A 25,606-nucleotide genomic window follows, 5' to 3' on the forward strand; every position below is an offset into this window, starting at 1 on the left:
AGATGGCGGGCGGCGGCCCCTGTGGCGGAACGGTAGACGCAGGCGACTCAAAATCGCTCGCCCGAAAGGGTGTGGGAGTTCGAATCTCCCCGGGGGCACCAAGCTTGGCACCATGCCCGGCACGGACTGCACGACCGGACCGGAACGATCCTTCACGGCGGCGTTGGCGCCGGCGCTGGACAAGCGCGCCGGATCGCGCGAAAGACCGGTCCCTTCACAGACCACCCGGAGATTCGCCATGGCTTCGGCGCTCGACCGCATCGCCGACATCATCGCGGAGACGTCCGACGTCCCCCGCGAGAAGATCACGCCCGATAGCCATGTGATCAATGATCTCGGCATCGACAGCCTCGACTTTCTCGACATCGTCTTCGCCATCGACAAGGCTTTTGGCATCAAGGTCCCGGTCGAGGCCTGGACCCAGGAGGTCAATGCCGGCACGGCCCCGGCCGAGCAGTACTTCGTCATGAAGAACCTAGCGACGCGGATCGAGGAACTGGTGGCCGCGAAGGTTCCAGGACCCTCCGGCGGGGCCTGAAGGCAAGGCCGTGCGCCTCGAGTACTTCCAGATGATCGACCGCGTCACGGCGGTCGATCCCGAGGGCATCGCCGCCGAGGCAATCGTCCCGGCCGCGAGCCCGGTCTTCGAGGGGCATTTTCCCGGCCATCCGCTGGTGCCAGGCGTCCTGCTGGTCGAGACCATGGCCCAGGCCTCGGGCTACCTGCTGCTGCACCGCTCGGGCTTCGCCCGCATGCCCTTCCTGTCGACGGTGAAGGAAGCCAAGTTCCGCAGCTTCGTCACGCCGGAGACGCGGCTGGAGGTCACCGCGAAGCTCGAGCACGACGGCTCCGGCTATGCCGTCACCAGGGCCGCCATCGCGGTCGCCGGCAAGCGCATCTGCGATGCCGAGCTGGTCTTCCGCACCCTGCCCTTTCCCGCGCCGGAGCTCGAGGCCGCGATGCGCGCTCAGGCGGAGCGGATCGGGCTTGGTGGCCCGACCGGTGGAGGGCCGCATGGCCCCTAGCCGTCCATCGGCCCGCCCGACACTGGCTGGACCCAACGCACCATGACCGAGACCATCTGGATCACCGGCATCGGCCTGGTCTCCTCGCTCGGCGAGGGGACGGAGGTCCACCAGGCCGCGCTGGGCGGCGCCGCGCCGGTGGTCGATGCGGACACCTTCGCGCCCTATCCGGTGCACCCGCTGCCCGCCCTCGATCTCGACCGGCAGATCCCGAAGAAGGGCGACCAGCGGCAGATGGAGCCCTGGCAGCGCCTCGGCACCTATGCCGCGGGCCTTGCCATCGACCATGCCGGCGCGCGCGACCTGGTGCGCGACATGCACCTGATCGTCGCCGCCGGCGGCGGCGAACGCGACGTGGCGCTGGACGAGGCGGTCTGCGCCGAGATCGCCCGGTTGCCGCCCGAGGAGGGCGCGAAGCTGCTGAACGAGCGGCTCGCCTCCGGCCTGCGGCCGACGCTGTTCCTGGCGCAGCTCTCCAACCTGCTGGCCGGCAACATCTCCATCGTCCATGGGGTCACCGGCTCCTCCCGCACCTTCATGGGCGAGGAGAGCGCGGCGGCCGATGCCGTGCGGATCGCGGCCGCCCGGCTCGGGGAGGGCCGCGGCGGGATCGCCCTGGTCGGCGGCGCCTATGTCGCCGGGCGCTGGGACATGCTGCTGCTCTACAGTGCCTCCGGCCAGCTCCGGCGCGGCGACTGGGTGCCGCTGGCGCAGCGCCAGGATGCCGGCGGCGGGCTGGTCACCGGCACCGCCGCGGCCTTCCTGGTGCTGGAGACCGAGAGCCACGCGAAGGCCCGCGGCGCACGCGGCATCGCCCGGCTGACCGCGGTGCGCAGCGCCGCCGCCCGCCGCCGTGGCGCCGATACCGCCGAGGCGGCGGCCACGCGCCTCGCCGCCGGCCTGCCGCTGGCGCCCGGCTATGCCGTGGTGTCCGGCGCGACCGGCGCCGCGGTCCCGACCGCGGCCGAGGCCGCCTTCCTGGCAGGGCTGCGCGACAGCGGCCCGGTGCAGGGAAAGGTGGTGCAGAGCGCCGACCTGATCGGCCACCCGGTGGAGGCGGCCTTCCCGGCCGACATCGCCCTCGGCGCCCTGGCCGTCGCCGGCGGCGCGGCGCCGCAGGCGCTCGTCACCGGCTTCGGCGTCTGGCGCGGCGAGGCGCTGGCCCTGGTGGAGGCCCCCTGAGATGAAGACGCGCGACCATCTCGGCCGCCATGTCGTGGCCGTCACCGGCATCGGCCTGGTCACCCCGCTCGGCATCGGCGTCGCCGAGAGCTGGGCCGGGCTGCTGGCCGGCCGTTCGGGGATCAGTCGGATCACCCGCTTCCCGACCGACCACCTGCGCACCACCATCGCCGGCCAGGTCGACCTGCCGGAGGAAGCCGGCGGCAGTTCCCTCACCTCCCCTGCCCGGGTCGAGCGCATGGGCGCACTCGCCGGGGCCGAGGCGATCGCCGCGGCCGGGCTCGGCACCGACGGGCACTTCCCGGGCCCGCTCTTCATGGGCATGCCGCCGGTCGAGGTGGAATGGCCGCAGCGGCTCGACCTCGCCCGCCGCGGCAACGGCGCCGGGAGCGGCAAGTACCCGGAGATGATCGCGGCCGCGACCGGCCGGGTCGACCTGTTCGAGGGCGCGCTGTTCGGCGGCGTCGGCGAGCGGCTGGCCGACCGCTTCGGCACCCAGGGCGCGCCGATCTCGCTGACCACCGCCTGCGCCACCGGCGCCTCCTCCATCCAGCTCGGCATCGAGGCGATCCAGCGCGGCGAGAGCACCGCTGCCCTTTGCATCGGCGCCGAGGGCAGCGTGCAGCCGGAGGCGCTGATCCGCTTCTCCCTGCTCTCGGCCCTGTCCACGCGCAACGAGGACCCGGCCAAGGCCTCGCGTCCTTTCGAGAAGACCCGCGAGGGTTTCGTGATGAGCGAGGGCGCCGCGGCGCTGGTGCTGGAGAGCCTCGAAAGCGCAGAAGCGCGCGGCGCCAAGGTGCTCGGCCTGCTGCTCGGCGCCGGGGAGCGCGCCGACAGCTTCCACCGCACCCGGTCCAACCCGGACGGCGCGGCGATCATCGGCGCCATGCGGGCGGCGATCGCCGATGCCGGGCTGGAGCCGGGCGACATCGACTACGTCAACGGCCACGGCACCGGCACGCCGGAGAACGACAAGATGGAGACGCTCGGCATGCGCGCCGTCTTCGGCGAGAGCCCGCCGCCGATCTCCTCCAACAAGTCGATGATCGGCCACACGCTCTCGGCCGCAGGCGCCATCGAGGCGGTGTTCAGCCTGCTGACCATCCGCGACGGGATGCTGCCGCCGACCATCAACCACGAGACACCGGACCCGGCGGTCGGGCTCGACGTGGTGCCGAACGTGGCGCGCGCGGCGAAGGTGTCGCGCGTGCTGTCGAACAGCTTCGGCTTTGGCGGGCAGAATGTGTGCCTGGTGATCGGGGCGGCGCCGTGAGCGGGAAAAAGGCCGGGGAGGAAAATGCATTCCCTCCCCGGACTCCTCCCTTCCTGTCTGTGGGTCGGGTCGCGCCGCGCGGCGAGTGCCGACCCACAGACATCGATGAGGGGTCTGGGGAGAATACCTTCTCCCCAGCCTTCCATTCTTCTTCCGGCGAGTCACAGACCTGATGCGCGCCCTGCAGCTTTTCGGCGACCGCGACACGCGCCTGGTTGAGGTCCCCGAACCGCCGCCGCCCGCCCCCGGCGAGGTACGGCTGCGCATGCGCGCCGTCGCACTCAACCACATCGACGTCTGGGGCTGGCGCGGCATGGCCTTCGCCAAGCGCGCCCTGCCGCTGACGGTGGGCGCCGAGGCGGTGGGCGAGGTCGTCGCGCTCGGCGCGGGCGTCACCGGCTGGCGCATCGGCCAGCTCGCGGTGCCCTACGGCGCGCTGACCTGCGGCCATTGCCGGGCCTGCCGGGAAGGCCGCGACAACCTCTGCGAGAACGTCGCGGGGGTGAAGGGCTTCCATGTCGACGGCTTCGCGCAGGAGCTGATGAACCAGGATGCGCGGCTGCTGGTGCCGGTGCCCGACGGCGTCGCGGTCAACGACGCCGCCTGCGCCGCCATCACCTTCTCCACCGTCGAGCACATGCTGTTCGACAACGCGAAGCTGCAGCCGGGCGAGACCATCCTGGTCCAGGCCGCAGGGTCGGGGATCGGCACTGTCGCGGTGAAGATGGCCAAGGCCATGGGCTGCACGGTGATCGCGACGGCCGGGTCGGACGAGAAATGCGCCCGGGCCCGCGCGCTGGGGGCCGACCACGTGGTCAACTACACCGACGACCGCTTCGAGAGCGTGGCGCGCAAGGTGACGAAGAAGCGCGGCGTCGACGTGGTCTTCGAGCATGTCGGCGCGGCGACCTGGGCCGGCAGCCTGCTGTCGCTGCGGATGGGCGGGCGGCTGGTGACCTGCGGATCCACCTCCGGCGTCTCGGCCGAGACCAACCTGATGATGATCTTCCAGCGCCAGCTCCACATCTTCGGCAGCTTCGGTGCCTCTATGCGGAACATCGCCGACGGGCTGGCCAAGATGGCCGGCGGGCTGACGCCGGTGCTGGACACGGTGACGCCGCTCGACGGCTTCGCCGATGCGCTGAAGCGGCTGGAGAGCCGGCAGGTCTTCGGCAAGCTGGTCGTCACGCTCTAGCCATGCGGGCCCCGCTGCGACGGGCGGCGGACCGCGCCGTCGCGGCCCTGGTGCGCGGGCTGTTCGGCATGGTGCGGCTGCTCGGGCCGGACCGGGCGGCGACGCTGGGTGCATTCCTGGCGCGCAGCATCGGGCCGCTGCTGCCGGTGCAGCGCACCACGCTCGACAACATCCGCCATGCCTTCCCGGAGCTTCCCCCCGCCGAGCATGCGCGGATCGCGCGGGAGGCCTGGGACAATCTCGGCCGCACCGCGTCGGAATACGTCCACCTCGACCGTCTCTGGGATTTCGACCCGGAAGCGCCACGGCAGGGCCGCATTCGCATCGCGCCCGACGTGGTCGAGCGCTTCCTGGGGCTGCGCGACGACGGCAAGCCGGCGCTGTTCTTCGCCGCGCACCTGGCGAATTGGGAACTGCCGGCGATCGCCGCGGCGAAGCACGGGCTGCCGGCCGCGGTGCTCTACCGCACGCCGAACAACCCGCATGTGGCGCGCGACATCATGGCGCTGCGCACCGAGAGCATGGGCCGGCTGATCCCGGCCGGGATCGAGGCGCCGATCCGCATGATGGAGGCGCTGGACCAGGGCCTGCACGTGGGCATGCTGATAGACCAGCGCTTCGGCCGCGGCCCGCAGGTGCCCTTCCTCGGCCGGCCGGCCTTTTCCAACCCGCTGGTGGCGCACCTGGCGCGCCGCTTCGACTGCCCGGTGCACGGCGCGCGGGCGATCCGCGAGGCCGACGGCGGATTCCGGCTGGAGCTCACCGAGGCGGTGGAGCTGCCGCGCGACGCCAAGGGCCGCATCGATGTCGCGGCGGCGACCGCGCTGATGAACCGCATCGTCGAGGGCTGGGTGCGCGAGCATCCGGGGCAGTGGCTGTGGATGCACCGCCGCTGGCGATAGCGCGGGAAGGCGCGTTTCCCTTGGCCTTCCTTCTTGGGAGGCTGGCACCCTCCACGCGACGCGCGCAGACTCAGGGAAATAGATGAGGGGTCCGGGGAGAATACCTTCTCCCCGGCCTTGCTTCCTCCAGGCTCACCAAGGGAGACCAAGAATCATGCGCATCCTCGTCCTCGGCGCCGGCGCGCTCGGCGGCTATTTCGGCGGGCGGCTGCAGCAGGCGGGGGCGGAGGTCGCCTACCTCGTGCGGCCGCGCCGCCAGGCGCAGCTGGCGCAGGACGGGCTGGTGATCGAGAGTCCCTTCGGCGCCGCCCGCCTCCTCGCCCGCACCATCGCGGCCGCCGAGGCGAAGCCCGGCTGGGACCTGATCCTGCTGACCTGCAAGGCCTATGACCTGGCCGATGCCATCGCCACGATCCGCCCCGCGGTCGATGCCGGCACCGCCATCCTGCCGGTGCTGAACGGCCTGTCGCATGTCGCCACCCTGCAGGACGCCTTCGGCGCCGGTGCGGTGCTCGGCGGCTTGGCCAAGATCCAGGCGACCATGGGCGCCGATGGCGTGGTGAGGCAGCTCAACGACTGGCGCTGGCTGACCTTCGGCGAGCTGGACGGGCGCATGAGCCCCCGCGTCGAGGCCTTCGCCGCGCTCGCCGGCCGCGCCGAGGGGATGGTCGCCACCGCCGTCCCGGACATCCTGCAACGGATGTGGGAGAAGCTGACCCATCTCGGCACCAGCGCGGTCGGCACGGTGCTGATGCGAGCCAATACCGGGGAGATCGCCCGCAGCCCGGGCGGCATTGCCTTCATGCACCGGGTGCTGGAACGCAACGCGGCGATCGCCGCCGCCAATGGCCACCCGATGCCGGACAGCTTCATGGCGGAGTTCCGCGCGCTCTTCGCCGATACCAAGGGCGGCTACGCAACCTCCATGCTGCGCGACCTCGAGGCCAGCGGGCGGATCGAGGCCGACCACATCCTCGGCTTCCTGCTCGACCAGGCCCGCGCCGCCGGCGTGCCGCACGAGGTGCACGAGGCCGCATACCTGCACGCCAAGGCCTATGAACAACGGCGCGACGCCGGCCGCCTGCCGAAATAGGATCAGCCCGCCACGCGGCCGAGCGGCAGCAGCAGCTCGACCGCCAGGCCATCCGTCGCCCAGTCGAAGCCGGCCGTGCCGCCGAGCTGGGCGGCGCTCTGGTTCACCAGCCGGTGGCCGAAGCCGCGATGCGCCGGCGTCGCCACCGCCGGCCCGCCCTGCTCCGTCCAGCGCAGGCGGAGGCCTGCCCCGTCGGCCGTCCAGTCGACCGTGACCGTCCCGCCCTCGCGCGACAGCGCGCCGTACTTCGCCGCATTGGTCGCCATCTCGTGCACCGCCAGCGCGATCGCCGGCGCCGCGGTCGGGCCGAGCGGCAAGGTCGGCCCCTGCAGGCGAAGCCGCTCCGGCATGCCGTCGTCACCGCCGAAGGGCTCCAGCAACGCGCGCAGCAGCGCCTCCAGCGTCGTGCCGGGCAGGTCGGCCCCCAGGCCGGCGATCGCCGGCCGGACCAGGTCATGCGCCCGCGCCAGGGCACCGACGCGGCCGAGCAGCGCGTTGCGCATCGCCTGCGGCGTGGCCGCGCCGCGGGCGCTGTAGCTGACCAGACCGCTGACGATGGCGAAGAGGTTCTTCACCCGGTGGTCCAGCTCGCGCAGCAGCAGCTCGCGCGTCCGCTCCGCCCGCTTCCGTTCGGTGACTTCCTCGCAGACGATGCCGACACCCAGGATTTCCTGCGTCTCGGGGTCGCGGACCGGGTAGAATTGCTCGACCCAGTCGCGCTGCACGCCGGGTGCCCTGGCGGTCTGGCCGGTGAACTCGATGCCGGTGATGGTCTCGCCCTGGTCCAGCACCCGACGGAACAGCGGCTCGGCCGCCGCCTGCAGGTCCGGCACGAGGTCCCAGGCCAGCCGGCCCAGATGCGCCTCCACGGGGAAGCCGTTGATCTCGGCCAGCGCCTCGTTCACCCGGACGAAGCGCATGGCGCGGTCGAACTGTGCCAAGCCGAGCGGCGCCGAGCGGTAGAGCGTCTCGAGATCCGCCAGCCGGCGGCGCGCCTCGGCCTCGCTCTGCCGCCGTGCCGCCTCGGCGGCATGCCGGGCCGAGAGGTCGTAATGCGTGCCGCTCAGCACCACGGCCCGGCCCTCGGCATCGCGCTCGATCACCTCGCCGCGCGACAGCACGGGGATCCAGCGGCCATCGGCATGGCGCAGCCGCAGCAGTACCTCGATGCGGCCGTCCAGGCCGGCATCCTGGGCCTGCGCTAGGTTGCGCAGGACCTCCTGATCCTCCGGATGAACCAGGGTCCGCCAGACGGTCACCGGCACGGTCTTCATCGGCGGCAGGCCGAGCATCTCGCACCAGCGCGCGGTGACCTCCAGCAGGTCGGTCCGCAGGTCGCGCTGCCAGGCACCAAGCTCCGCCCCGGCCAGCGCGACCTCCAGCCGGCGATGCGCGGTGGCCAGCCGCGCCTCGGCCCGGGTGCGGCGGGTGATGTCGACCAGCACGGCGGAGACGACTTGCCAGCCTTCCAGCTCGACGCATCGGGCGCGGACCAGCATGGCCTTCGGCGCGCGGTCGGGCAGCTGCAGCCGGGCGTCGAAGACCTCAGGCCGGTCGCGGCTGGTGACGCCAGCCAGCCGGCGGCGAAGCTCCTGGCCGGCGCGACCGTCCAGCGCCGCGCCCCAGGCCTCCGGCAGGCGTTCGGGCCGGCAGCCGAGCAGGCCGGCCGCCTCGGCATTGCCGGCCAGGACGCCGAGGGCCGGACGGTCCAGGATGACGGCCGCCACGGGGATGATGTCGAGAATGCCGGCGACGGCAGCGGCGCTCGGGGACGGGCGAAGGAAAGACTGCGTCAATGCGGGACCGGGCGGCGAGGGAAAGAACAGGCGGGCGACGCCGGGCGGCCCCGGCAGGACGCAGGGAAGTGGAGTGGCGACCGGTAGACACGCGCAGGATGCCGGACACCGCACCAAAGGTTTCATCAAAAAAGTGTGATAATTCGTCTCCGTGGCGGCCCAAGTATCACGCGACTATTGGCCCGGGACTTGGGTCGCCCGCCGTCACCCGCCCTACCCGCTTCAGCCGCCCCGCAACATACGGATGATACCGGAGAAGTCGGTCTCCCCGCCGCCCTCGGCGACGAAGCGCTCGAACAGCGCCAGCGCCTCGGCACCGAGCGGCGTCGCCGCGCCCGCGCTCTTCGCCGCCTCCTGGCTCAGCCGCAGGTCCTTCAGCATCAGCGCGCCGGCAAATCCCGGCCTGTAGTCGCGGTTGGCGGGGCTGGTCGGGACCAGGTCCGGCACAGGGCAATAGGTGGTCATCGCCCAGGACTGGCCGGAGGACTTGCTGACCACGTCGAACAGCGCCCGGTGCGACAAGCCGAGCTTCTCCGCCAGCACCAGCGCCTCGGAGGCGATGATCATGTTGGCGGCCAGCATCATGTTGTTGCAGACCTTGGCCGCCTGCCCCGCGCCGGCGGTGCCGCAATGGACGATGGTGCGGCCCATGGCGGCGAGGATCGGCTGGGCGCTGGCGAAGGCGCCGTCCGGCCCGCCCACCATGAAGGTCAGCGTGCCGGCCTCGGCCCCCATGGTGCCGCCGGAGACCGGGGCGTCGAGCATCGGCCGACCCGCTTCGGCGGCCACCGCACGGGCGGTGTCGACGTCGATGGTCGAGCAGTCGATCAGGATGGCGGCGGGCGCCGCGGCCGCGGCCATGCCGCCGGCGCCGAGCCAGGCGTCGCGGACGTGCTTCCCGGCGGGCAGCATGGTGACGACGAAGTCGGCCCCGGCGGCGGCCGCGGCGGCGCTGGCCGCGGCGGTGCCGCCACCGGCGGCGAAGGCCTCGAGTGCCGCGGGCACGAGGTCGTAGCCGGCAACCTGGTGGCCGGCCTTCAGCAGGTTGCGCGCCATCGGCCCGCCCATGTTGCCGAGCCCGACGAAGCCGATGCGTGCCATCTGTCTCTCTCCCCTTGGTCGGCCGCAGGGTAGGCAAGCCTCAGCCCGGCGTCACCCCGGGCTTCCCCGCCTCAACCACGAAGCGGCCGCGGTCCTCGCGCGGCGCATCCGGGCGGGTGACGAAGCGCACCGCGCGGAAGGTCACCTCCAGCCGCGCCGCCGTCGCCTCGTGCAGCGTATAGCCGCGGCGGCTGTTGAAATGGGCGATGTGCGGGTTGCGGCGCAGCACCTCGGCCGTGCCCGCGAGCACCTCCGAGCCGTCGCCCTCGCTGGTGATGCTGGTGCCGGTGAATTCGGTGGCGACCACGGGGCTGCGCTCGTCGAGCGGCTCGAGCCGCAGGCTGCCGGCCCAGGCATTGTGGACGTCACCCGAGAGCACCACCGCATTCGCCGCGCACCGATCGTGAAGGCCCCGTAGCAGCCGGGTGCGGGCGGCGGGATAGGCGTCCCACTTGCCCATCGAGATGGCGCCGCGGGGAAATTCCCGCCGCATCAGCATCACCTGCTGCGCCAGGACCTGCCAGATCGCCTGCCCCAGACCCTCCAGCAGCCAGCCTTCCTGGGCGGCGCCCAGCACCTGCGCCTCCAGCCGGGCCACCGCCGCGCAGGGCGGGCCGGTGACGTCGCCGCAGGGCTGGTCGTCGCGGTGGCTGCGGGTATCGAGCACGTGCAGGTCGAGCAGGCGGCCGAAGCGCAGGCGGCGGAAGGCGATGATCTCCGGCCCGCGCGGCAGCAGCGCGGCGCGCACCGGCATGGCCTCGTACCAGGCCTGGAAGGCGGCAGCCTTCCGCAGGGCGAAGACCTCGGGCGGAACCAGCACGGGATGCCGGGCGCTGCGGCCGTCCCCCTCGCTGGCAGCGCCGGCCCAATTGTTGTCCACCTCATGGTCGTCGAAGCTGCAGACGAAGGGATGCGCCGCATGCGCCGACATCAGGTCGGGGTCCATGTGGTACTCCACATAGCGGCGGCGATAGTCCTCCAGCGTCTGCACTTCCTCCCCGGCATGGGTGCGGACCGGCTGCGGCGGGCCCCAGCCGGGCTGGTCGTCGCGGCGCCAGCGGATCGGGCGCGAGGCGCGTCCAGAGCACCACGCCATCCGGCCAGGGATCGCCGCTGGCGACGCCGAGCCGGAAGGGGTAGCGGCCGAAGACCGGCTGGGCCCGGGCGGGCTGCGCCGCGGCCAGCGCGGCCAGGCCGAGCGCTCCGCGCAACAGGCCGCGGCGGTGCAGGTCAAGGACGTGGCGGGCGGTGCTGTCCATGGCTGCGGTTCCCTCTCCGCCATCCTGCCCCCATGGCGCGGCGGGCGCATGCGCGCTTTCATGACAGCGACGGAGGAGGACGACATGGACCCGGCCTTGGCACGGCCCGCCGCGCATCTCCCGCGCGCCGGCGACTTCCTGCTCTACCCGCCGACCATCCAGCCCTGGGGCTATCGCATCGTCGACCAACTCTTTGCCCACCGGGTGGTGCCGCGCGGCACGCCGCGGCCGTGGCCGCGCGGGGCGGAGCTCGGAGGCCTCGACGCGGACGGCTTCATGGAGCGGAACTTCCTCGCCGGCCTGCTGGTCATCAAGGACGGCGCCATCCGGCTGGAACGCTACGGTCTCGGTCTGCAGCCGCCGGACCGCTGGACCACCATGTCCACGGTGAAGTCGCTGACCGCGGTGCTGGTCGGCGCGGCGATCCGGGACGGCGCCATCGACGGGGTGCGGGCGGCGGTGACCGGCTTCCTGCCGGAGCTGCGCGGCACGGCCTATGACGGCGTGACGCTGGAACACCTGATGACCATGTCCTCCGGCACCGCCTGGACCGAGGTCTATTCGGACCCCGACTGCGACGTGAACCGCTACAGCCGCTCGCTCGCGGACAAGGTGCCGGGCGGGGTGCTGCGGATGATGGCGGCGCTGCCGCGGGCGCAGGCGCCGGGGGCCGGCTTCCTCTACAATTCGGGCGACACCTTCCTGCTCGGCGCCTGCGTCACCCGGGCAGTGGGGCGGCCGCTGGCGGACTACCTTTCGGCCCGGATCTGGCAGCCCGCGGGGATGGAATTCGACGCCTTCTACACGCTGGAATCGGAGGGCGGGCAGGAGATCGGCGGCAGCCGCGCCGGCATGGCGCTGCGCGACTTCGGCCGGCTGGCGCAGCTGGTGCTGGACGACGGCGTCATCGCCGGGCAGCGGGTGCTGCCGGAGGGCTGGGTGGAGGCCATGGCGAGCCCGCGCTTCGCCGTACCGCAGCCCTGTCCGCCCGGCATCGGGCATTACGGCTATTGCTGGTGGCTGGGGGAGGAGCTGATGTCGGCGGTCGGCTTCGCCGGCCAGCGGATCGACATCCTGCGCGGCGAAAGGCTGGCGATGGTCACGCTCGGCGCTTTCCCGCAGCCGCCGCATGTCCCGCTGGAGCAGGAGCGGGCGCACCGGCAGGCGGTGGTGGACTTCCTCGGCGCCGTGCGCCAATCGCTGGCCTGAGGCGGGCGCGGGGAGACGGGCGGATGCGGGCGATCATCATCGGCGGCGGCATCGGCGGCCTGACCGCGGCGCTGGCGCTGCAGGCCGCGGGCATCGAGGCCGAAGTCTTCGAGAGCGCCGCCGAGGTCCGCCCGCTCGGCGTCGGGATCAACCTGCAGCCGCATGCGGTGCGGGAACTGACCGAACTCGGGCTCGGCGAGGCGCTGGCGGCGACCGGCCTGGCGACGCAGGAATTCCGCTACGCCAACCGCTTCGGCCAGACGATCTGGGCCGAGCCGCGCGGCCTGGCCGCCGGCTACAGATGGCCGCAATACTCCATCCATCGCGGCCGGCTGCAGGTGCTGCTGTGGCGGGCGGCGGAGGCGCGCCTCGGCGCGGCGCGGGTGCAGGCGGGCAAGCGGCTGGTGGATGTCACGCAGGATGCCGCCGGCGTCACCGCCCGCTTCGCCGATGACACGTCGGCGCAGGGCGACGTGCTGATCGCCGCCGACGGCATCCATTCCGCGGTGCGCGCCGGCTTCTTTCCCGGCGAGGGCGCGCCGAAATGGAACGGCGCGCTGCTCTGGCGCGCGACCAGCCTGGCGCCGCCCTTCCTCACCGGCGCCTCGATGGTGCAGGCCGGGCACCGCGACACGAAATTCGTCTGCTACCCCATAGGGTCAGCGCCGGACGGCCGCAGCATCGTCAACTGGATCGCCGAGCAGCGCTTCCCGACCGACACCCCCTGGTCGCGCGAGGACTGGAACAGGCCGGGCCGCATCGAAGATTTCCTGCCGATCTTCGCCGACTGGAATTTCGGCTGGCTGGACGTCCCGGCGCTGATCCGCGCGGCCGATGCGGTCTATGAATTCCCCATGGTGGACCGCGACCCGCTGCCCTGGTGGACCCGCGGGCGCGTCACGCTGCTCGGCGATGCGGCGCATCCGATGTACCCTATCGGCTCGAACGGCGCCTCCCAGGCCATCCTCGACGCCCGCTGGCTGGCGCTGCAGCTGGCAACCCGGCCGAATGCCGAGGCGGCGCTGGCGGCCTACGAGGCGGCGCGCCGGCCGGCGACGGCCGCGGTGGTGGAGGCGAACCGCGGCGACGGGCCGGACCGGGTGATGGATATTGTCCACGCCAGGGCACCGCTGGGCTTCGAGCGGCTGGAGGAAGTGGTTCCCCGCGCCGAGCTGGAGGCGACCGTCATGGGCTACAAGCGACTGGCCGGCTTCGATCCTGAGACGCTGAACCGGCGCGAGAGCTGGTCCGTGCCGGCTGCCGGCTGAGGCGATGCCTGGCGCGGGATTGAACGTGGGCGATGCGATCCCTTGATTCACCGCAGGGGCCGGATGCGCGCCCCGTGCTAGAGCAGATGGCCGGAGGGCGTGGACGCCCGGGCGCCTGAATCTGCCCTGAAAACAAGGAGCTATAGCGGTGCAGCGTTCACCTTCGAACGCAAGCCGCTATCGCCAGGGCGCGAGACGCGGAGGGATCGATGGAACAGCCCCAGACCATGGTCGCGCAGCCCATGCGCTACCTCGACAAGGCCATGGGTGCGCTGCGCGACCTCGGCCTGCCGCTGCCCCCGCCGGCGGTGGAGGCAACGCCGATCACGGGCCTTTTGTCGCAGCTCGGCGACCTCGACCCGGACCGCGTCACGCTGATCGCCCGCGTCCTGAACCAGGCGACGGTGTTCAACGAGGTGGTGCGGGAGCAGATCCGCGCCATGGAGATCGCCCAGCGCTACGAGGTCGTCACCAACAGCTTCAACTCCATCCGCGACGACGCGAAGGAGATGGTGAACCAGCTCTCGGACGGCCGCATCTCAACCTGCGAGAAGCTGCGCAACATGTGGATGAACGCCACGCGCGGCGACATCTCCTCCCGCTTCCAGAAGATCCGCGACACCTACCTGGATGTCTCGAGGGACACCAAGGTGAACATCGACCGCGAACGGGCGATCCTCGAGGCCTATCGCGACTTCCGCGGCGCCATGAAGCAGGCCGAGGTGCTGACGCTCGAGCTGCTGAAGACCGCCGAGGGCAAGCTGGCCGCGGCCAAGGCGGCGGTCGAGCAGGCTGGCGCCGCGGTGGATGCCGCGGGCAGCGTCGAGCCGGCGCAGCGCGCCCAGCTCGAGATGACGCGCGACGAGGCGCTGCGCGCTCTGCAGGACGAGGACGGCCGCTACCAGATCTGCAAGGATCTGGCCGACAACATGGTCGTCTCCTACAACACCTCCGAGGTCATCATGGCCCGGCTGGTGCAGACCACCAGCGCGAAGGAGCGCGTCTACCAGCAATCCGTCAGCTTCTTCTCGACCAACGAGGCGGTGCTGACCGCCCTCTCCGCCTCCTTCGCCGGGCTGCACGGGCTGCACGAGAGCACGCAAACGCTGAACGCCATGAAGCAGGGCGTGGACCAGTCGCTCGAGGTGCTGGCCGATATCGGCGGCAGGGTGCAGGAGGAAGCGCTGCGCGCCGGCTACGGCCCGACCGTCTCGGCCGCCGCGGTGCAGAAGCTGGTCGACAGCGTGGTCAACTACCAGGACCGCTCGCGCGAGATCATCGCCGAGATGCGCGAGGCCTCGACCCGCAATGCCGAGGAGATCCGCCGCTCGGTCGAGGAGGCGAAGCAGCGCATGACGCGCCTTGCGCAGCAGGGCGCAGCGCTCAGCCTGCCGCCGCATGGCTGACACGACCCTGGCGGTGCGTCCCGCGCCGGCCCCGGCGCTGGACGAGACCATGCTGGCGATGGACGTGGTGGACACGCTCCGCCATGCCGACCGGCTGGTGGAGCGCGAGCTGGAAGGCGATGCCCGCCGCGCCGCGTTGAAGCAGCGGCTGCGGGAGATCTATTCCGGCCAGGGTATCGCGGTGCCGGAGACGATCCTCGACCAGGGCGTGGCGGCGCTGGAGCAGCACCGCTTCACCTACACGCCGAGCCCGCCCTCCCTGGGCCGCAGCCTGGCCACGCTCTGGGTGACGCGGGCGCGCTGGGGCCGCGTCGTCGGCTTCGCGCTGGCGGCGCTTGTGCTGGCCGGCGGCGGCTGGTGGTTCGGCGTGCATGTCCCGGCGGAGCGCACGCGGATCGCCGAGCAGCAGGAGCTGAAGGAAGGGCTGCCACGCGCACTGCAGGCGGAACACGACCGCGTGCTCGCCGCGACCACCCTGCAGGGCCCGCGCGACCGCGCCGCCCGGCTGCTGGCGGAAGGCCGCGCTGCGGCCGGCGCCGGGGCGCTCGGTGATGCCCGCGCGCGGCTGGCCGGGCTGCAGGAACTGCAGCGCAACCTCGTCCAGGAATACCAGATCCGCATCGTCTCCCGCCCCGGCGAGCAATCCGGAGTCTGGCGCGTGCCGCAGGCCAATCCCCGTGCGCGCAACTTCTACCTGATCGTCGAGGCGCTGGACCGCGACGGCCGCCCCGTCGAGGTGCCCGTGACCTCGGAGGAGGACGGCACCACGGCACGCGTCGCCAAATGGGGCCTGCACGTGCCGGAAGCAGAGTTCGAGCGGGTGCGGCAGGAGAAGATGCGCAGCGGCCTGATCGGCGACCCCGTCGTCGGCCAGAAACGCGCCGGAGAGTTGGAACCGCGCTGGTCCGTCCCCGTCACCGGCGGGGCAATCCTGAAGTGGTGACCCGGCCATGCTGAGCGGCTTCCAGCTCCTCGACAGCGTCGACGACCGGCTGCGCCGGGCCGAGCAGGAGGCGCAATCGGCCGAGGCCGAGGCGGCCAACCTGCAGCAGCGGCGGGCGGCGGTGCGCGCCGCCCAGGCCGAGGCTCTGCGGACCCTGGCACGGCTGCGGGCCCAGTCGCTGCGCGACGGCGGCGCCGCGCTCGGCCAGCTCGACGCCGCCGAGGAAGAGGTGCGCGCCCTGCTGCAGGCGCGCGGCGAGGCGGCGGCTGCGGCGGATGCCGTGGTGGCCGAACGCCGCGCCGCACTGGACGCCGCCCAGGCCGAGCGCGATCGGCGCGCCGCGGCGCTGCAGGCGGCCGAGGCGGCGCAGCACCAGGCACTCGACGCAGCCCGGGCACGGGCCGAGGCAGATCCCGAATTCCAGCGGCTGCGCGCGGGTGCCGAGGAGGCCGCGCGGATAGCCCAGCACGCCGCGGAGAAGGCCGCCTTCGCGCGCGACGACCTGGCCACCAAGGGCAAGCCCTATCTCGACGATCCGCTCTTCGCCTATCTCTGGCGGCGGGGCTGGGGCACCGCCGCCTATCGCGCCGGGCCGCTGGTCCGGCTGCTGGATGGCTGGGTCGCCCGGGTGGCGCGGTACGAGCCGGCGCGGCGCAACTACGCCCTGCTGGAATCGCTGCCAGCCGGCCTCGCCGGCCACGCGGCGCGGATGCGCGAGCAGGCGGCGGCGACCGAGGCGGCACTCGCTGCCCGCCTGCGCAGCTCGGCCGGCCTGCCGGAGGGCGACGACCTGGCCGCGCCGCGCGAGGCGCTCGACATGGCCGAGGCGGCGCTGGAAGCAGCCGCCCACCGGGCCGAGGAGGCCCGTGCGGCGCTGGCCGGGCAGGAGGCCGCGGCCTTGCGCGAGGCGACCGCGCGGATGGAGGCGGCGCTCGCGGCCGAGAGCCTGCAATCGCTGCGCTCCGCCGCCCTGCGGACCCCCATGCGGGACGACGACGAGGTGGTCGCCCGGCTGGAAGCCGCGGCGGCCGGGGCGGCGCGGCTCGACCGCGCGCTGGCCAGCGCCGAGGCCCAGGCGACCGAGGCGCGGCGCCGGGCGCAGGAGGTCGCGGCGATCCGCGAGGAGATGCGGAGCCGCGGCGTCCGCCGCGACCATTGGGGGTTCAACGACGGCGCCCTCGTCGGCGTGCTGATCGGCGACCTGTTGCGCGGCACGCTGTCGCGCGACGGGTTCTGGGACCGGCTGGAACGCCAGCGGGTGCCGCACCAGGACCCCTGGGGCGCCGGCGGCGCCGGCGGTCCTTGGTCGGGCGGCGGCGGTGGCGGCGGGCCCTGGGGCGGCGGCTGGGGGGCTCCCTCTGGCGGCGGTGGCTGGGGCGCGCCCTCGGGCGGCTTCGGTGGCGGCGGCTTCCGCACCGGAGGGAGCATGGACAGCGGCTCGGGCAGCGGGGCGTTCAAGACCGGCGGCGGGTTCTGATCGCACCGGCCGGGCTCCAAGGGCCACCTCACACCGGCACGTCGCCCGGCGGCTTCAGCGCGGTGAGCACGAAGGAACTCCGCGTCTCCTTGACCCCGGGCATCCGCAGCAGCGCCTTCAGGGCAAACTCCGCATAGGCCTCGAAATCCGCGGCCAGGACGTGCAGCAGGTAATCCATCTCGCCGCTCATCGCATAGGCGGCCAGCACCTCCGGCCGCGCGGCCAGGGCCTTGTGGAAGCGTTCCACCACCTCCTCGGCATGGCTCTCGAGCGCCACCATGACGAAGGCCTGCAGCGGCAGGCCGAGCCGGCCAGGGTCCAGCACCGCGGCATAGCGGGCGATCACCCCGGCCTCCTCCAGCCGCTTGACCCGGCGCTGGCAGGGCGTGGCGGAAAGCCCGACCTGCTCGGCCAGCGCCACCACCGGCAACCGGCCGTCGCGCTGCAGGGCGCGCAGGATGCGGCGGTCGATGGCATCCAGATCGATGGTGGCTTTCGCCATGGAGAAACCCCGAAGCAGTGGAATCCGCCAATCGTGGCGAAGGGGAGAGGCATCTTCGCCGAAAACCCCTCCCCCTGCTCGGGCATTCTAGCAGCAAGGATGGGAGCGGCCGCGATGGAAGGAAGCCTCTGCGACTTGCCGACCGGTCTGCGCGGCGATTATGCCGCCGCCGGGGCGGACTTCACCCTGCCGCAGGGCTGGGCCACCTACACGTCGGCCGACCACGCGACCTGGCGCACGCTCTATGCCCGCCAGGCGGCGCTGCTGCCGCGCCATGCCGCGGCGGCCTTCCGCGAGGGGCTGGCGCGGCTGGACTTCACCACCGGCGTGCCGGATTTCGCCGCGGCCTCCACCCGGCTGCGCGCGGCAACCGGATGGTCGCTGGTGGCGGTGCCCGGGCTGCTGCCCGATGACGCCTTCTTCGCCCATCTCGCCGCCCGCCGCTTCCCCGCGACCCGCTGGATCCGCCGGCCGGAGGAGCTGGACTACATCGTCGAGCCCGACATCTTCCACGACGCCTTCGGCCATGTGCCGCTGCTGACCCAGCCGGATTTCGCCCGCTTCCTCGAAGCCTATGGCCGGCTCGGCGAGACCGCCGCACGGATCGGCGCGCTGAAGCCATTGGCGCGACTCTACTGGCACATGGTCGAATTCGGCCTGGTGCGCGAGGGCGGCGCGATCCGCGCCTATGGCGCCGGCATCCTCTCCTCCTCCGCCGAGACGCTGCACGCGACCGAGGGCACGGCGGCGCGCCGGCTGCGCTTCGATGCCCGCCGCGTGCTGCGCAGCGACTACTGCATCGACCACCTGCAGCCGACCTACTTCGTCATCGACGACTATGCCGAACTGTTCGGCGCGATGCGCGGTCTGCCGGCGCTGCTGGCCGAGGCGCGCGATGCCGAGCCCATCCCGCCGGGTGCCGCCGCGCCGGGCGACCACCATAGTTCCTGAGGAGACATCCATGGACATCCCACCTGATCGCACACCGCTGGCCGGCGTCATCTCCGAGGCCAACCCGATGGGCACCGACGGCTTCGAGTTCGTCGAGTTCACCGGCCCCGACCTGCCGGCGCTGGAGGCGCTGTTCACCCGGCTCGGCTTCCGGGCCGTGGCGCATCACCGCAGCAAGCAGGTGACACTCTGGCGCCAGGGCGACGTGAACTTCATCCTGAACGCCGAGCCCGAGAGCTTCGCCCAGGCTTTCCAGCGCGTGCACGGCCCCTGCGCCTGCGCCATGGCCTTCCGCGTGGCGGATGCCGCCGCGGCCTACAGGCGGGCGATCGAACTGGGCGCCAAGCCGGTGCTCGGCCGGGTCGGGCCGATGGAGCTGAACATCCCAGCCATCGAGGGCATCGGCGGCAGCCTGCTCTACTTCGTCGACCGCTACGGCCCGCGAGGCAGCATCTACGACGTCGATTTCCGCTGGGTGGAGGGCATCGACGCCAGGCCGCAGGGCAAAGGCCTGACGGTCATCGACCACCTGACCCACAACGTGCACCGCGGGCGCATGGATGTCTGGTGGGATTTCTACGCGAAACTCTTCAACTTCCGCGAGATCCGCTATTTCGACATCGAGGGCAAGCTGACCGGGCTCAAGTCGCGCGCCCTCACCTCCCCCTGCGGCCAGATCCGCATCCCGATCAACGAGAGCAGCGACGACAAGTCGCAGATCGAGGAGTACCTGCGCGCCTATGGCGGCGAGGGCATCCAGCACATCGCCCTCGGCACCACCGACATCTTCGCCAGCGTCGAGGGCATGCGGGCGGCCGGCGTTGAGTTCATGGACACGCCCGACACCTACTACGAACTGCTGCCAAAGCGCATGCCGGACCTCGCCGCCGAAGAGATCGCGCGGCTGGCGAAGAACCGCATCCTGACCGATGGCGCGCCGACGCCGGAAGGCGGCCGGCTGCTGCAGATCTTCACCGGTACCGTCATCGGCCCGATCTTCTTCGAGCTGATCCAGCGGAAGGGCGACCAGGGCTTCGGCGAGGGCAATTTCCGTGCCCTCTTCGAGAGCATCGAACTCGACCAGATCCGCCGCGGCGTGCTGGCGGCGCAATAGGGCCGCGGGGGCTTGCGTTCAACAGCGAGCGCAAACCTCCCGAGCCCGCATGTTCCGGCGTTGATCGACGCGTCCGGGCCTTCGCACTTTGGCGCGATCCGCTTCAGCGGCGGTCGGCGTCGCGCGGATTGGGCCGCGGCATCGCTTTCGGGTCGCTGCCGGTGAGCTCGCGGTAGAGCTGGTCCACCTCCTTGGCTTCCCCGGACTGGCCTGCCTGCGGCATGCCGAGGGCGCGCTCGCGTGCCTCGACCTCGCTCGGGTTCGGCTGGTGGGTGCGGTAATCCCAGACCGGGCCGATGCGCTCCGGCGGCGCCGTCGGCTCGGCGCGTTGCGCCAAGGCCACGGGGCCGAGCAGCGTCGCCGCCACGATTGCCCATCCAGTGCCGCGCATCGCCGCCGCCTCCTCGCTCCTGCCGAGGATAACGCGCGACACCTGCCGGTTGTGCCATGATGACATCATTCGGCCGGGCGGCGGCGCCGCGCCGCCTCGTCCAGCAGCGCCTGGGCCTGGCGCAGCGCTCGGCGTCGCGCCTCGGCTGCCCGGCGCTCCCGCAACAGTTCGACGGCGCGTTCTGCCGCGCGGCATTCCGCCACCACCGCCTGGGCATCCCGCCGGCGGGTGGCGGCCTGATCCTGCGCCAGCGCCGCCCGGTCCCGCGACGCCAAGCCGCGCGGCAGCCAGAGCCGCCAGGCGGCATCGCCGACCGCATGCTCGGCCGGCAGCGCCGCCGCGGCCGCCGCGTGACGTTCGGCGGCCGCCGTCTCCTGCCCCACCTGCACCGCCAGCCGGCGCTTGGCCTCGGCCGTCTCCAGCCAGCGCAGCCGCGCCAGGGCGGCGATCGGGTCACGCGCCATCGAGCGCCTCGGCCAGGGCAGCGAAAGCCGCCTCCACCGTCCCGGGCTCGCCCTTGCCCTGGGCCAGCATCGCCTCGATCCGCGGCGCGAGGAGGATCGCCTCGTCGACCGCCGGGTCGGTGCCGGCGCGATAGGCGCCGAGGCGGACGAGGTCGGCCATCTCGGCATGCAGTGACAGGATGCGCCGTGCCCGCAGCATCAAGGCGCGTTCCTCGGGCGAGAGGCAGCCCGGCACGGTGCGCGAGAGGCTGCGCAGCACGTCGACCGCCGGGTATCGCCCGGCCTCGCCGATCCGCCGGTCCAGCACGACATGGCCATCGAGGATGCCGCGCACCGCGTCGGCAACCGGCTCGTCATGGTCGTCGCCCTCGACCAGCACGGTGAAAAGGCCGGTGATGCTGCCCGGATTGCCCTCCGCCCGCGGCCCGGCACGTTCCAGCAGCCGTGGCAGCTCGGCGAAGACGCCGGGGGTATAGCCGCGGGTCGCCGGCGGCTCCCCCGCCGCCAGGCCGATCTCGCGCAGCGCCATGGCGAAGCGCGTGACGCTGTCCATCAGCAGCAGCACCCGCTGCCCGGTCTCGGCGAAATGCTCGGCGACCGCCATGGCGGCATAGGCGGCTTCCCGCCGCAGCAGCGCCGGGCTGTCCGAGGTGGCGCATATGACCACCGAGCGCGCCAGACCCGCGGGGCCAAGGTCGTCCTCGAGGAATTCGCGCAGTTCCCGCCCCCTCTCCCCCACCAGGCCCAGCACGACGACGTCGCAATCCGCATTGGCGGCGAGCATCGCCAGCAGCGTGGACTTGCCGACGCCCGAGGCGGCAAACAGGCCGAGCCGCTGGCCGCGCCGGCAGGTGGCGAAGGCGTCCAGCACCCGGACGCCGAGGTCGAGCCGCGGCCCGAGCCGCGCCCTTTGACCGGCCGGCGGCGGTGCGGCACGCAGCGGGCGCGGATCGGCGCCGGGCCGCAGGGGGCCGAGCCCATCCAGCGGCCGGCCCAGCGGGTCGACCACCCGGCCGAGCCAGGACGCATCGACCCCGAGCGCGGCGGGCGGGGCGAGCCGCGCCACCGTGCCGGCGCCGATCCCTTCCAGCGGGGCGAAGGCGAGCGCGGTGGCGAGGCCGTCCCGCAGCGCCACGACCTCCCCCGCCACCGGCGCATCACCGGGTCCTTGCAGTTCCAGTCGCGCCCCGAGGCGGAACCAGGGTGCGAGACCTTCGATGGAGAATGAGACGCTTGCGGCTGATACAACCTTTCCGTGCAGTTCGATCCTGGGGATGCGGCCCATTGCCGCAGCCGCGGTCCGGAAGCGCGCAACCACCTGATTTCCCTCGCATCGTATGAATGAGGTGAGATCGTTCATCTTTCCTAAGCGATCGGTCTCGGAAAACGATACACGCAACGCGTGAATTTCTTCTTCACACAGCGCGCTGAGGTGCTAGTTTTTGCACGCAATACGTGTGGAGGACCCCAGAATGCGTGCTCTTCTGGTTGAAGACGACCTGACTGCATCCCGCGGCATCGTGGCGATGCTCAAATCCGCCGCGATGATCGTCGACGCCGTCGACACCGGCGAGGAAGCGCTCGAGTTGGCGCGGCTCTACGACTACGACGTGGTCGTCCTCGACCTCGTCTTGCCGGACATGGAGGGCTACGAGGTGGTCCGCCGGCTGCGTGCCGCGCGGGTGGAAACCCCGATCCTCATCCTCTCGGGCCTGGCCCGGCCGCAGGCCAAGGTAAAGGGCTTCGGCATGGGCGCCGACGACTTCATTACCAAGCCCTTCGATCGGGAGGAGCTGATCGCCCGGATCCAGGCGGTGGTCCGCCGCACCAAGGGCTTCGCCCAGCAGAGCCTGGTGGTCGGGCCGCTGGTGCTGAACCTCGGCTCGCGCGAGGTGACGGTGGCCGGCACCTCGGTGCACCTGACCGGCAAGGAATACGCGATCCTCGAGCTGCTCACGCTGCGCAAGGGCGTGGTGATGACCAAGGAGGCCTTCCTCAACCACCTCTACGGCGGGATGGACGAGCCGGAGGTGAAGATCATCGACGTCGTCATCTGCAAGCTGCGGAAGAAGCTGGCCCAGGCCGGCGCCGACAACCTGATCGCCACCGTCTGGGGCCGCGGCTACGTGCTGCGGGAGCCGAACCCGGCCGCGGCAAGGGCGCCGCTGGCGACGGAACTCGCGGCGCAGGCAGCCTGAACCCGGTGCCGCCGCCCGCCCTCCCGAACGGGAGCCGCGGGCGGCACGCCGGGGTCAACCGGCCAGCGCGACGACGCCGGCCTTGGCTTTCGCATAGACGCCCCGCTCACCGGGGACCGGCACCAGCCGCCCGGTCAGGCCGAGCACCGTCTCCGCGCCGCCGAGATAGAGCACGCCATCGGGCGCCAGCTGCGCCGCCATGGCGTCGAGCACCCGGGCCTTGGTCTGGGTGTCGAAGTAGATCAGCACGTTGCGGCAGAAGATCACGTCGAAGCGGCCCAGCGGGCGTAGGTCGGACAGCAGGTTGACATGCTCGAACCGCGCCATGGCCCGCAACTCGGGCGTCGCGCGCCAGCGTCCCTCCTCCTGGCGGAAATGCTTCACCAGCAGCCGCGCCGGCAGGCCGCGCTGCACCTCGAATTGGGTGAAGCTGCCGTGACGGGCGCGGGCCAGCACCTCCTGTGCGATATCGGTGCCGAGAATCTCCGCCCGCCGTCCGCCGAGCGGCAATTCCGTCAGGATCATGCCGATCGAGTAAGCCTCCTGACCTGTTGAGCAGGCGGCCGACCAGATCCGCAGCGGGACACCCGGCGCCCGCGTCGCGGCTAGGCCCGGCAGCACGCGGCGCAGGTGCTCGAAGGGCTTGCCGTCGCGGAAGAAGCTGCTCTCGTTGGTGGTCAGCGCCTCGGTCACCGCCGCGGCCAGGCCCGCCATGCGCGGGTCTTTCAGCCGCAACGCCAGTGCGTCGATATCCGCCAAGCCTTCCCGCTTCAGCAGCGGGCCGAGCCGGGTCTCCAGCATGTAGCCCTGGTCCGTGGTGAGGACGAGGCCGGAGCGATCCTTCACCAGCCCGGCGATGAAGGCGAAGCTGTCCCGGTTCATGCGACCGCTCCCGCACGACCGGCGCAGGCGGCCAGTACCTGTTCCGCCAGCCCCGCCGGCGGCAGCAGCGCCCGAGCGAGGCCGGCCTTGGCCACCGCGCCGGGCATGCCCCAGACCACCGAGCTCGCCTCGTCCTGCGCCAGCACCGCGCCGCCGGCGGCGGCGATTGCGCGGCAGCCCGCCAGCCCATCCTGACCCATGCCGGTCAGGATCAGCGCCAGCACCGCCCCGCCGCAAGTGGCCGCCAAGCTGCGGAACAGCGGATCGACCGCGGGGCGGCAGAAGTTCTCGGGCGGCGCATCCGACAGCCGCGCCACCAGCCCCCCCGCCCCGCCTTCCACCACCAAATGCCGGTCGCCGCGGGCGAGGTAGAGCCGGCCGGCCCGCAGCGCCTCGCCGTCCCGCGCCTCGGCGACCGGCAGCCGGCCGAGCCGGTGCAGGTGGTCCGCCAGCATGGCGGTGAAGCCGGCCGGCATGTGCTGCACCACCAGCAGCGGCACCGGCAGCGGCCGGACCAAGCCCTGGACGAAGCCGGCCAGCGCCTGTGGCCCGCCGGTCGAGCAGCCGAGGCCGATCGCCCTCAGCCCGCGCAGCGGCGGCATCGGCGCCGGCCGCGGCGGGGTGGCGGCGCGCGGCGCCGGGCCGGCGCCCATGCGGGCCCAACCCTTCACCTTGGCCAGGACCTCCGCCCGGAAGGCGGGATCGTTCAGCCCGCCGCCGGCGGCGCCGGGCTTCGGGACATAATCGGCAGCACCCGCCCGCAGCGCCGCCATGGCTGCCGCCGCGCCGCGCTGGGTCAGCGCGCTGGCGACGATCACCACCGGCCGTGGCGCTTCCCGCAGCAGAAGGGGCAGCGCCGTCATGCCGTCCATCACCGGCATCTCGAGGTCTAGCAGCACCACCTGCGGCCGCAGCGCCGGTGGCATCCGTTCCAAGGCTGCCACCGCCTCCTGCCCGTTCGCCACGCGGGCGACAATGCGGATCCCCGGATCGGCTTCGAGGACGCGGGCCATGGCGGCGCGCACCGTGGCGCTGTCGTCGCACAGCATCACCCGCACCGTGCTGTCCGGCGCCGTCATGCGGCCTGATCCGGCAGCAGTCCGACCTGGACGAACTTGTCCTGCAGCAGCGCCGCGTCGAAGGGCTTCATGATGTATTCCTGCGCCCCGGCATCCAGCGCCTCGACGATGCGCTCGAGCGCTGCCTCGGTCGTGCAGAGCACCACCACGGGCCGGTCCGGGCCGAATTCGGCCCGCGCGGCGCGGAGGAAGCTGATGCCGTCCATCACCGGCATGTTCCAGTCGAGCAGCACGACCCTGGGCATCGCCTCGCGGCAGGCGGCCAGCGCCTCGGCGCCGTCCGCCGCCTCCCGCACCGCGAAGTTGAGATGCTCGAGGATCCGCCGCGCCGCCTTGCGCACCACCCGGCTGTCATCGACCACCAGGCAATCCGCCGCACCTTCCCGGCCCCCGTTCATGCGCCGATCGCCAGCACCTGCTCGACATCGAGCAGGATCAGCAATTGCTCGCCCAGCCGGTGGACGCCGCGCGAGACGTCACGCCACAGCAGGTCGAGCGTCGGCGGGTTGGGCGCACGGTCGCCCGGCGGCAGCGGCAGCACGTCCCCCACCGCATCGGCGAGCAGCGAATAGAGCTCGCCATCGCGCTCGACCACCACGCTCATCGCCCCGGCGCCGATCGCCCCGCCGGCTTCCCGCGGCGGCAGGCCGAGGCGGCGGCGCAGGTCGATCGCGGTGACGATCCGGCCGCGCAGGTTGAGGCTGCCCGCCACCTCCTGTGGCGCCAGGGGGATGCGGGTGATCGCCTGCGCTCCCAGCACGTCACGCACGGCACGCACCGGCACGCCGCAAAGCTGGCCGGCGACGGTCAGGGTGAGGAATACCTCCTCCGCCTCCTCGCGGCGGGGGACGGGCGCCAGCGGCGTCTGCTTTGCCGCGGTCATGGCCTGCTGCATC

26 protein-coding genes, 1 tRNA gene and 1 pseudogene are annotated in these 25,606 nt (G+C 72.5%); 16 read left to right on the forward strand and 12 right to left on the reverse strand.

Annotated elements, in window-relative coordinates; all coding sequences use genetic code 11:
- Positions 1 to 15: 15 nt before the first annotated feature.
- The 8 genes from E2C06_RS01445 to E2C06_RS01480 all read left to right on the forward strand — a co-directional run bounded on the left by E2C06_RS01445 (position 16) and on the right by E2C06_RS01480 (position 6,670).
- Positions 16 to 101, forward strand: a tRNA-Leu gene (locus E2C06_RS01445).
- A 137-nt stretch (positions 102 to 238) separates the two neighbouring features.
- Positions 239 to 538 carry an acyl carrier protein gene (locus tag E2C06_RS01450; protein WP_133286791.1) on the forward strand — a complete coding sequence of 100 codons (300 nt, stop codon included), beginning with the start codon at positions 239 to 241 and terminating at the stop codon, positions 536 to 538.
- Positions 539 to 548: 10 nt separating this feature from the next.
- Positions 549 to 1,025, forward strand: coding sequence for a 3-hydroxyacyl-ACP dehydratase FabZ family protein (locus tag E2C06_RS01455; RefSeq protein WP_133286792.1), 477 nt, complete (start codon positions 549 to 551; stop codon positions 1,023 to 1,025).
- 42 nt (positions 1,026 to 1,067) lie between these two features.
- Positions 1,068 to 2,207, forward strand: coding sequence for a beta-ketoacyl-ACP synthase (locus E2C06_RS01460; protein WP_133286793.1), 1,140 nt, complete (start codon positions 1,068 to 1,070; stop codon positions 2,205 to 2,207).
- 1 nt (position 2,208) lies between these two features.
- Positions 2,209 to 3,480, forward strand: coding sequence for a beta-ketoacyl-ACP synthase (locus E2C06_RS01465; RefSeq protein WP_133286794.1), 1,272 nt, complete (start codon positions 2,209 to 2,211; stop codon positions 3,478 to 3,480).
- A 172-nt stretch (positions 3,481 to 3,652) separates the two neighbouring features.
- Complete coding sequence (locus E2C06_RS01470; protein WP_133286795.1) at positions 3,653 to 4,675, forward strand: zinc-binding dehydrogenase; 1,023 nt, start codon at positions 3,653 to 3,655, stop codon at positions 4,673 to 4,675.
- 2 nt (positions 4,676 to 4,677) lie between these two features.
- On the forward strand, positions 4,678 to 5,577 hold the full coding sequence (locus tag E2C06_RS01475; protein WP_133286796.1) for a lipid A biosynthesis lauroyl acyltransferase: 900 nt from the start codon (positions 4,678 to 4,680) through the stop codon (positions 5,575 to 5,577).
- 154 nt (positions 5,578 to 5,731) lie between these two features.
- Entirely contained in the window at positions 5,732 to 6,670 is a 939-nt protein-coding gene (locus E2C06_RS01480) for a ketopantoate reductase family protein (RefSeq protein WP_133286797.1), read from the forward strand.
- A 2-nt stretch (positions 6,671 to 6,672) separates the two neighbouring features.
- Here E2C06_RS01480 and E2C06_RS01485 read toward each other — a convergent pair whose 3' ends face one another.
- From E2C06_RS01485 to E2C06_RS41195, 4 genes and pseudogenes are all read right to left on the reverse strand, one after another.
- Positions 6,673 to 8,397 (reverse strand): sensor histidine kinase, encoded by a 1,725-nt coding sequence (locus E2C06_RS01485; RefSeq protein WP_165982143.1) that lies wholly within the window; start codon positions 8,395 to 8,397, stop codon positions 6,673 to 6,675.
- Positions 8,398 to 8,688: 291 nt separating this feature from the next.
- Positions 8,689 to 9,567, reverse strand: a complete 879-nt coding sequence (gene mmsB, locus E2C06_RS01490) for a 3-hydroxyisobutyrate dehydrogenase (RefSeq protein ID WP_133286799.1) — start codon at positions 9,565 to 9,567, stop codon at positions 8,689 to 8,691.
- Positions 9,568 to 9,607: 40 nt separating this feature from the next.
- A complete protein-coding gene (locus E2C06_RS01495) occupies positions 9,608 to 10,663 on the reverse strand; it encodes an alkaline phosphatase D family protein (protein ID WP_241671062.1) in 1,056 nt (351 codons plus the stop codon).
- Positions 10,644 to 10,943: pseudogene (locus tag E2C06_RS41195) on the reverse strand (hypothetical protein); the annotation flags it as partial. The pseudogene E2C06_RS41195 and the gene E2C06_RS01495, both read right to left, overlap by 20 nt.
- On the opposite strand from E2C06_RS41195, the gene E2C06_RS01500 reads away from it, so the two are divergent.
- From E2C06_RS01500 to E2C06_RS01520, 5 genes are all read left to right on the forward strand, one after another.
- Positions 10,887 to 12,035, forward strand: coding sequence for a serine hydrolase domain-containing protein (locus E2C06_RS01500; RefSeq protein WP_133286800.1), 1,149 nt, complete (start codon positions 10,887 to 10,889; stop codon positions 12,033 to 12,035). The pseudogene E2C06_RS41195 and the gene E2C06_RS01500 sit on opposite strands and share 57 nt — an antisense overlap.
- A 23-nt stretch (positions 12,036 to 12,058) precedes the next feature.
- The gene (locus tag E2C06_RS01505; protein ID WP_133286801.1) at positions 12,059 to 13,303 is read left to right on the forward strand and encodes a flavin-dependent oxidoreductase; all 1,245 of its coding nucleotides are present in this window, start codon (positions 12,059 to 12,061) and stop codon (positions 13,301 to 13,303) included.
- Positions 13,304 to 13,512: 209 nt separating this feature from the next.
- A complete protein-coding gene (locus tag E2C06_RS01510) occupies positions 13,513 to 14,709 on the forward strand; it encodes a hypothetical protein (RefSeq protein ID WP_206664391.1) in 1,197 nt (398 codons plus the stop codon).
- The gene (locus E2C06_RS01515; protein WP_133286802.1) at positions 14,702 to 15,652 is read left to right on the forward strand and encodes a DUF6384 family protein; all 951 of its coding nucleotides are present in this window, start codon (positions 14,702 to 14,704) and stop codon (positions 15,650 to 15,652) included. The genes E2C06_RS01510 and E2C06_RS01515 overlap by 8 nt, the downstream gene beginning before the upstream one ends.
- 7 nt (positions 15,653 to 15,659) lie before the next feature.
- Complete coding sequence (locus E2C06_RS01520; protein WP_133286803.1) at positions 15,660 to 17,129, forward strand: hypothetical protein; 1,470 nt, start codon at positions 15,660 to 15,662, stop codon at positions 17,127 to 17,129.
- 28 nt (positions 17,130 to 17,157) lie between these two features.
- Here E2C06_RS01520 and E2C06_RS01525 read toward each other — a convergent pair whose 3' ends face one another.
- Complete coding sequence (locus E2C06_RS01525; RefSeq protein WP_206664392.1) at positions 17,158 to 17,631, reverse strand: Lrp/AsnC family transcriptional regulator; 474 nt, start codon at positions 17,629 to 17,631, stop codon at positions 17,158 to 17,160.
- Positions 17,632 to 17,745: 114 nt separating this feature from the next.
- On the opposite strand from E2C06_RS01525, the gene phhA reads away from it, so the two are divergent.
- Both phhA and hppD read left to right on the forward strand, forming a co-directional pair.
- On the forward strand, positions 17,746 to 18,582 hold the full coding sequence (gene phhA / locus E2C06_RS01530; protein ID WP_133286804.1) for a phenylalanine 4-monooxygenase: 837 nt from the start codon (positions 17,746 to 17,748) through the stop codon (positions 18,580 to 18,582).
- A 10-nt stretch (positions 18,583 to 18,592) separates the two neighbouring features.
- Entirely contained in the window at positions 18,593 to 19,696 is a 1,104-nt protein-coding gene (hppD, locus tag E2C06_RS01535) for a 4-hydroxyphenylpyruvate dioxygenase (protein WP_133286805.1), read from the forward strand.
- Positions 19,697 to 19,799: 103 nt separating this feature from the next.
- Here hppD and E2C06_RS01540 read toward each other — a convergent pair whose 3' ends face one another.
- The 3 genes from E2C06_RS01540 to E2C06_RS01550 are packed head-to-tail and all read right to left on the reverse strand — an operon-like array spanning position 19,800 to position 21,911.
- Positions 19,800 to 20,129 carry a hypothetical protein gene (locus E2C06_RS01540; RefSeq protein WP_133286806.1) on the reverse strand — a complete coding sequence of 110 codons (330 nt, stop codon included), beginning with the start codon at positions 20,127 to 20,129 and terminating at the stop codon, positions 19,800 to 19,802.
- Between the two features lie 23 nt (positions 20,130 to 20,152).
- On the reverse strand, positions 20,153 to 20,551 hold the full coding sequence (locus E2C06_RS01545; protein WP_133286807.1) for a hypothetical protein: 399 nt from the start codon (positions 20,549 to 20,551) through the stop codon (positions 20,153 to 20,155).
- Positions 20,541 to 21,911: a FliI/YscN family ATPase gene (locus tag E2C06_RS01550; protein ID WP_133286808.1), complete on the reverse strand. Its 1,371-nt coding sequence runs from the start codon at positions 21,909 to 21,911 to the stop codon at positions 20,541 to 20,543. The genes E2C06_RS01545 and E2C06_RS01550 overlap by 11 nt, the downstream gene beginning before the upstream one ends.
- 112 nt (positions 21,912 to 22,023) lie before the next feature.
- Here E2C06_RS01550 and ctrA point away from each other — a divergent pair, with 112 nt between their 5' ends.
- Positions 22,024 to 22,749 (forward strand): response regulator transcription factor CtrA, encoded by a 726-nt coding sequence (ctrA, locus tag E2C06_RS01555; RefSeq protein ID WP_133286809.1) that lies wholly within the window; start codon positions 22,024 to 22,026, stop codon positions 22,747 to 22,749.
- A gap of 54 nt (positions 22,750 to 22,803) precedes the next feature.
- On the opposite strand, the gene E2C06_RS01560 is transcribed toward ctrA, so the two are convergent.
- From E2C06_RS01560 to E2C06_RS01575, 4 genes are read right to left on the reverse strand one after another with little or no spacing between them, the layout of a single operon-like run.
- Complete coding sequence (locus E2C06_RS01560) at positions 22,804 to 23,631, reverse strand: CheR family methyltransferase (protein WP_133286810.1); 828 nt, start codon at positions 23,629 to 23,631, stop codon at positions 22,804 to 22,806.
- Positions 23,628 to 24,710, reverse strand: a complete 1,083-nt coding sequence (cheB, locus tag E2C06_RS01565; protein ID WP_241671063.1) for a chemotaxis-specific protein-glutamate methyltransferase CheB — start codon at positions 24,708 to 24,710, stop codon at positions 23,628 to 23,630. Before cheB ends, E2C06_RS01560 begins: the two co-directional genes overlap by 4 nt.
- Entirely contained in the window at positions 24,707 to 25,108 is a 402-nt protein-coding gene (locus E2C06_RS01570) for a response regulator (protein WP_133286811.1), read from the reverse strand. Before E2C06_RS01570 ends, cheB begins: the two co-directional genes overlap by 4 nt.
- Positions 25,105 to 25,605 carry a chemotaxis protein CheW gene (locus E2C06_RS01575; protein WP_370451392.1) on the reverse strand — a complete coding sequence of 167 codons (501 nt, stop codon included), beginning with the start codon at positions 25,603 to 25,605 and terminating at the stop codon, positions 25,105 to 25,107. Before E2C06_RS01575 ends, E2C06_RS01570 begins: the two co-directional genes overlap by 4 nt.
- Position 25,606: the final 1 nt, after the last annotated feature.

This window comes from Dankookia rubra, from assembly GCF_004355005.1.
GTDB lineage: Bacteria > Pseudomonadota > Alphaproteobacteria > Acetobacterales > Acetobacteraceae > Paracraurococcus > Paracraurococcus ruber_A.

Bases quoted from the DNA above. Each gene is read 5' to 3' on its own strand.
- mmsB (WP_133286799.1), bottom strand. From the start codon at position 9,567: ATGGCACGCATCGGCTTCGTCGGGCTCGGCAACATGGGCGGGCCGATG.
- E2C06_RS01560 (WP_133286810.1), bottom strand. From the start codon at position 23,631: ATGAACCGGGACAGCTTCGCCTTCATCGCCGGGCTGGTGAAGGATCGC.
- cheB (WP_241671063.1), bottom strand. From the start codon at position 24,710: ATGACGGCGCCGGACAGCACGGTGCGGGTGATGCTGTGCGACGACAGC.
- E2C06_RS01575 (WP_370451392.1), bottom strand. From the start codon at position 25,605: ATGCAGCAGGCCATGACCGCGGCAAAGCAGACGCCGCTGGCGCCCGTC.
- E2C06_RS01545 (WP_133286807.1), bottom strand. From the start codon at position 20,551: ATGGCGCGTGACCCGATCGCCGCCCTGGCGCGGCTGCGCTGGCTGGAG.
- E2C06_RS01550 (WP_133286808.1), bottom strand. From the start codon at position 21,911: ATGAACGATCTCACCTCATTCATACGATGCGAGGGAAATCAGGTGGTT.
- E2C06_RS01505 (WP_133286801.1), top strand. From the start codon at position 12,059: ATGCGGGCGATCATCATCGGCGGCGGCATCGGCGGCCTGACCGCGGCG.
- phhA (WP_133286804.1), top strand. From the start codon at position 17,746: ATGGAAGGAAGCCTCTGCGACTTGCCGACCGGTCTGCGCGGCGATTAT.
- E2C06_RS01510 (WP_206664391.1), top strand. From the start codon at position 13,513: ATGGAACAGCCCCAGACCATGGTCGCGCAGCCCATGCGCTACCTCGAC.
- E2C06_RS01495 (WP_241671062.1), bottom strand. From the start codon at position 10,663: ATGGCGTGGTGCTCTGGACGCGCCTCGCGCCCGATCCGCTGGCGCCGC.
- E2C06_RS01500 (WP_133286800.1), top strand. From the start codon at position 10,887: ATGACAGCGACGGAGGAGGACGACATGGACCCGGCCTTGGCACGGCCC.
- E2C06_RS01470 (WP_133286795.1), top strand. From the start codon at position 3,653: ATGCGCGCCCTGCAGCTTTTCGGCGACCGCGACACGCGCCTGGTTGAG.
- E2C06_RS01480 (WP_133286797.1), top strand. From the start codon at position 5,732: ATGCGCATCCTCGTCCTCGGCGCCGGCGCGCTCGGCGGCTATTTCGGC.
- E2C06_RS01450 (WP_133286791.1), top strand. From the start codon at position 239: ATGGCTTCGGCGCTCGACCGCATCGCCGACATCATCGCGGAGACGTCC.
- E2C06_RS01520 (WP_133286803.1), top strand. From the start codon at position 15,660: ATGCTGAGCGGCTTCCAGCTCCTCGACAGCGTCGACGACCGGCTGCGC.
- E2C06_RS01525 (WP_206664392.1), bottom strand. From the start codon at position 17,631: ATGGCGAAAGCCACCATCGATCTGGATGCCATCGACCGCCGCATCCTG.
- E2C06_RS01475 (WP_133286796.1), top strand. From the start codon at position 4,678: ATGCGGGCCCCGCTGCGACGGGCGGCGGACCGCGCCGTCGCGGCCCTG.
- E2C06_RS01570 (WP_133286811.1), bottom strand. From the start codon at position 25,108: ATGAACGGGGGCCGGGAAGGTGCGGCGGATTGCCTGGTGGTCGATGAC.
- hppD (WP_133286805.1), top strand. From the start codon at position 18,593: ATGGACATCCCACCTGATCGCACACCGCTGGCCGGCGTCATCTCCGAG.
- E2C06_RS01515 (WP_133286802.1), top strand. From the start codon at position 14,702: ATGGCTGACACGACCCTGGCGGTGCGTCCCGCGCCGGCCCCGGCGCTG.
- E2C06_RS01460 (WP_133286793.1), top strand. From the start codon at position 1,068: ATGACCGAGACCATCTGGATCACCGGCATCGGCCTGGTCTCCTCGCTC.
- E2C06_RS01465 (WP_133286794.1), top strand. From the start codon at position 2,209: ATGAAGACGCGCGACCATCTCGGCCGCCATGTCGTGGCCGTCACCGGC.
- ctrA (WP_133286809.1), top strand. From the start codon at position 22,024: ATGCGTGCTCTTCTGGTTGAAGACGACCTGACTGCATCCCGCGGCATC.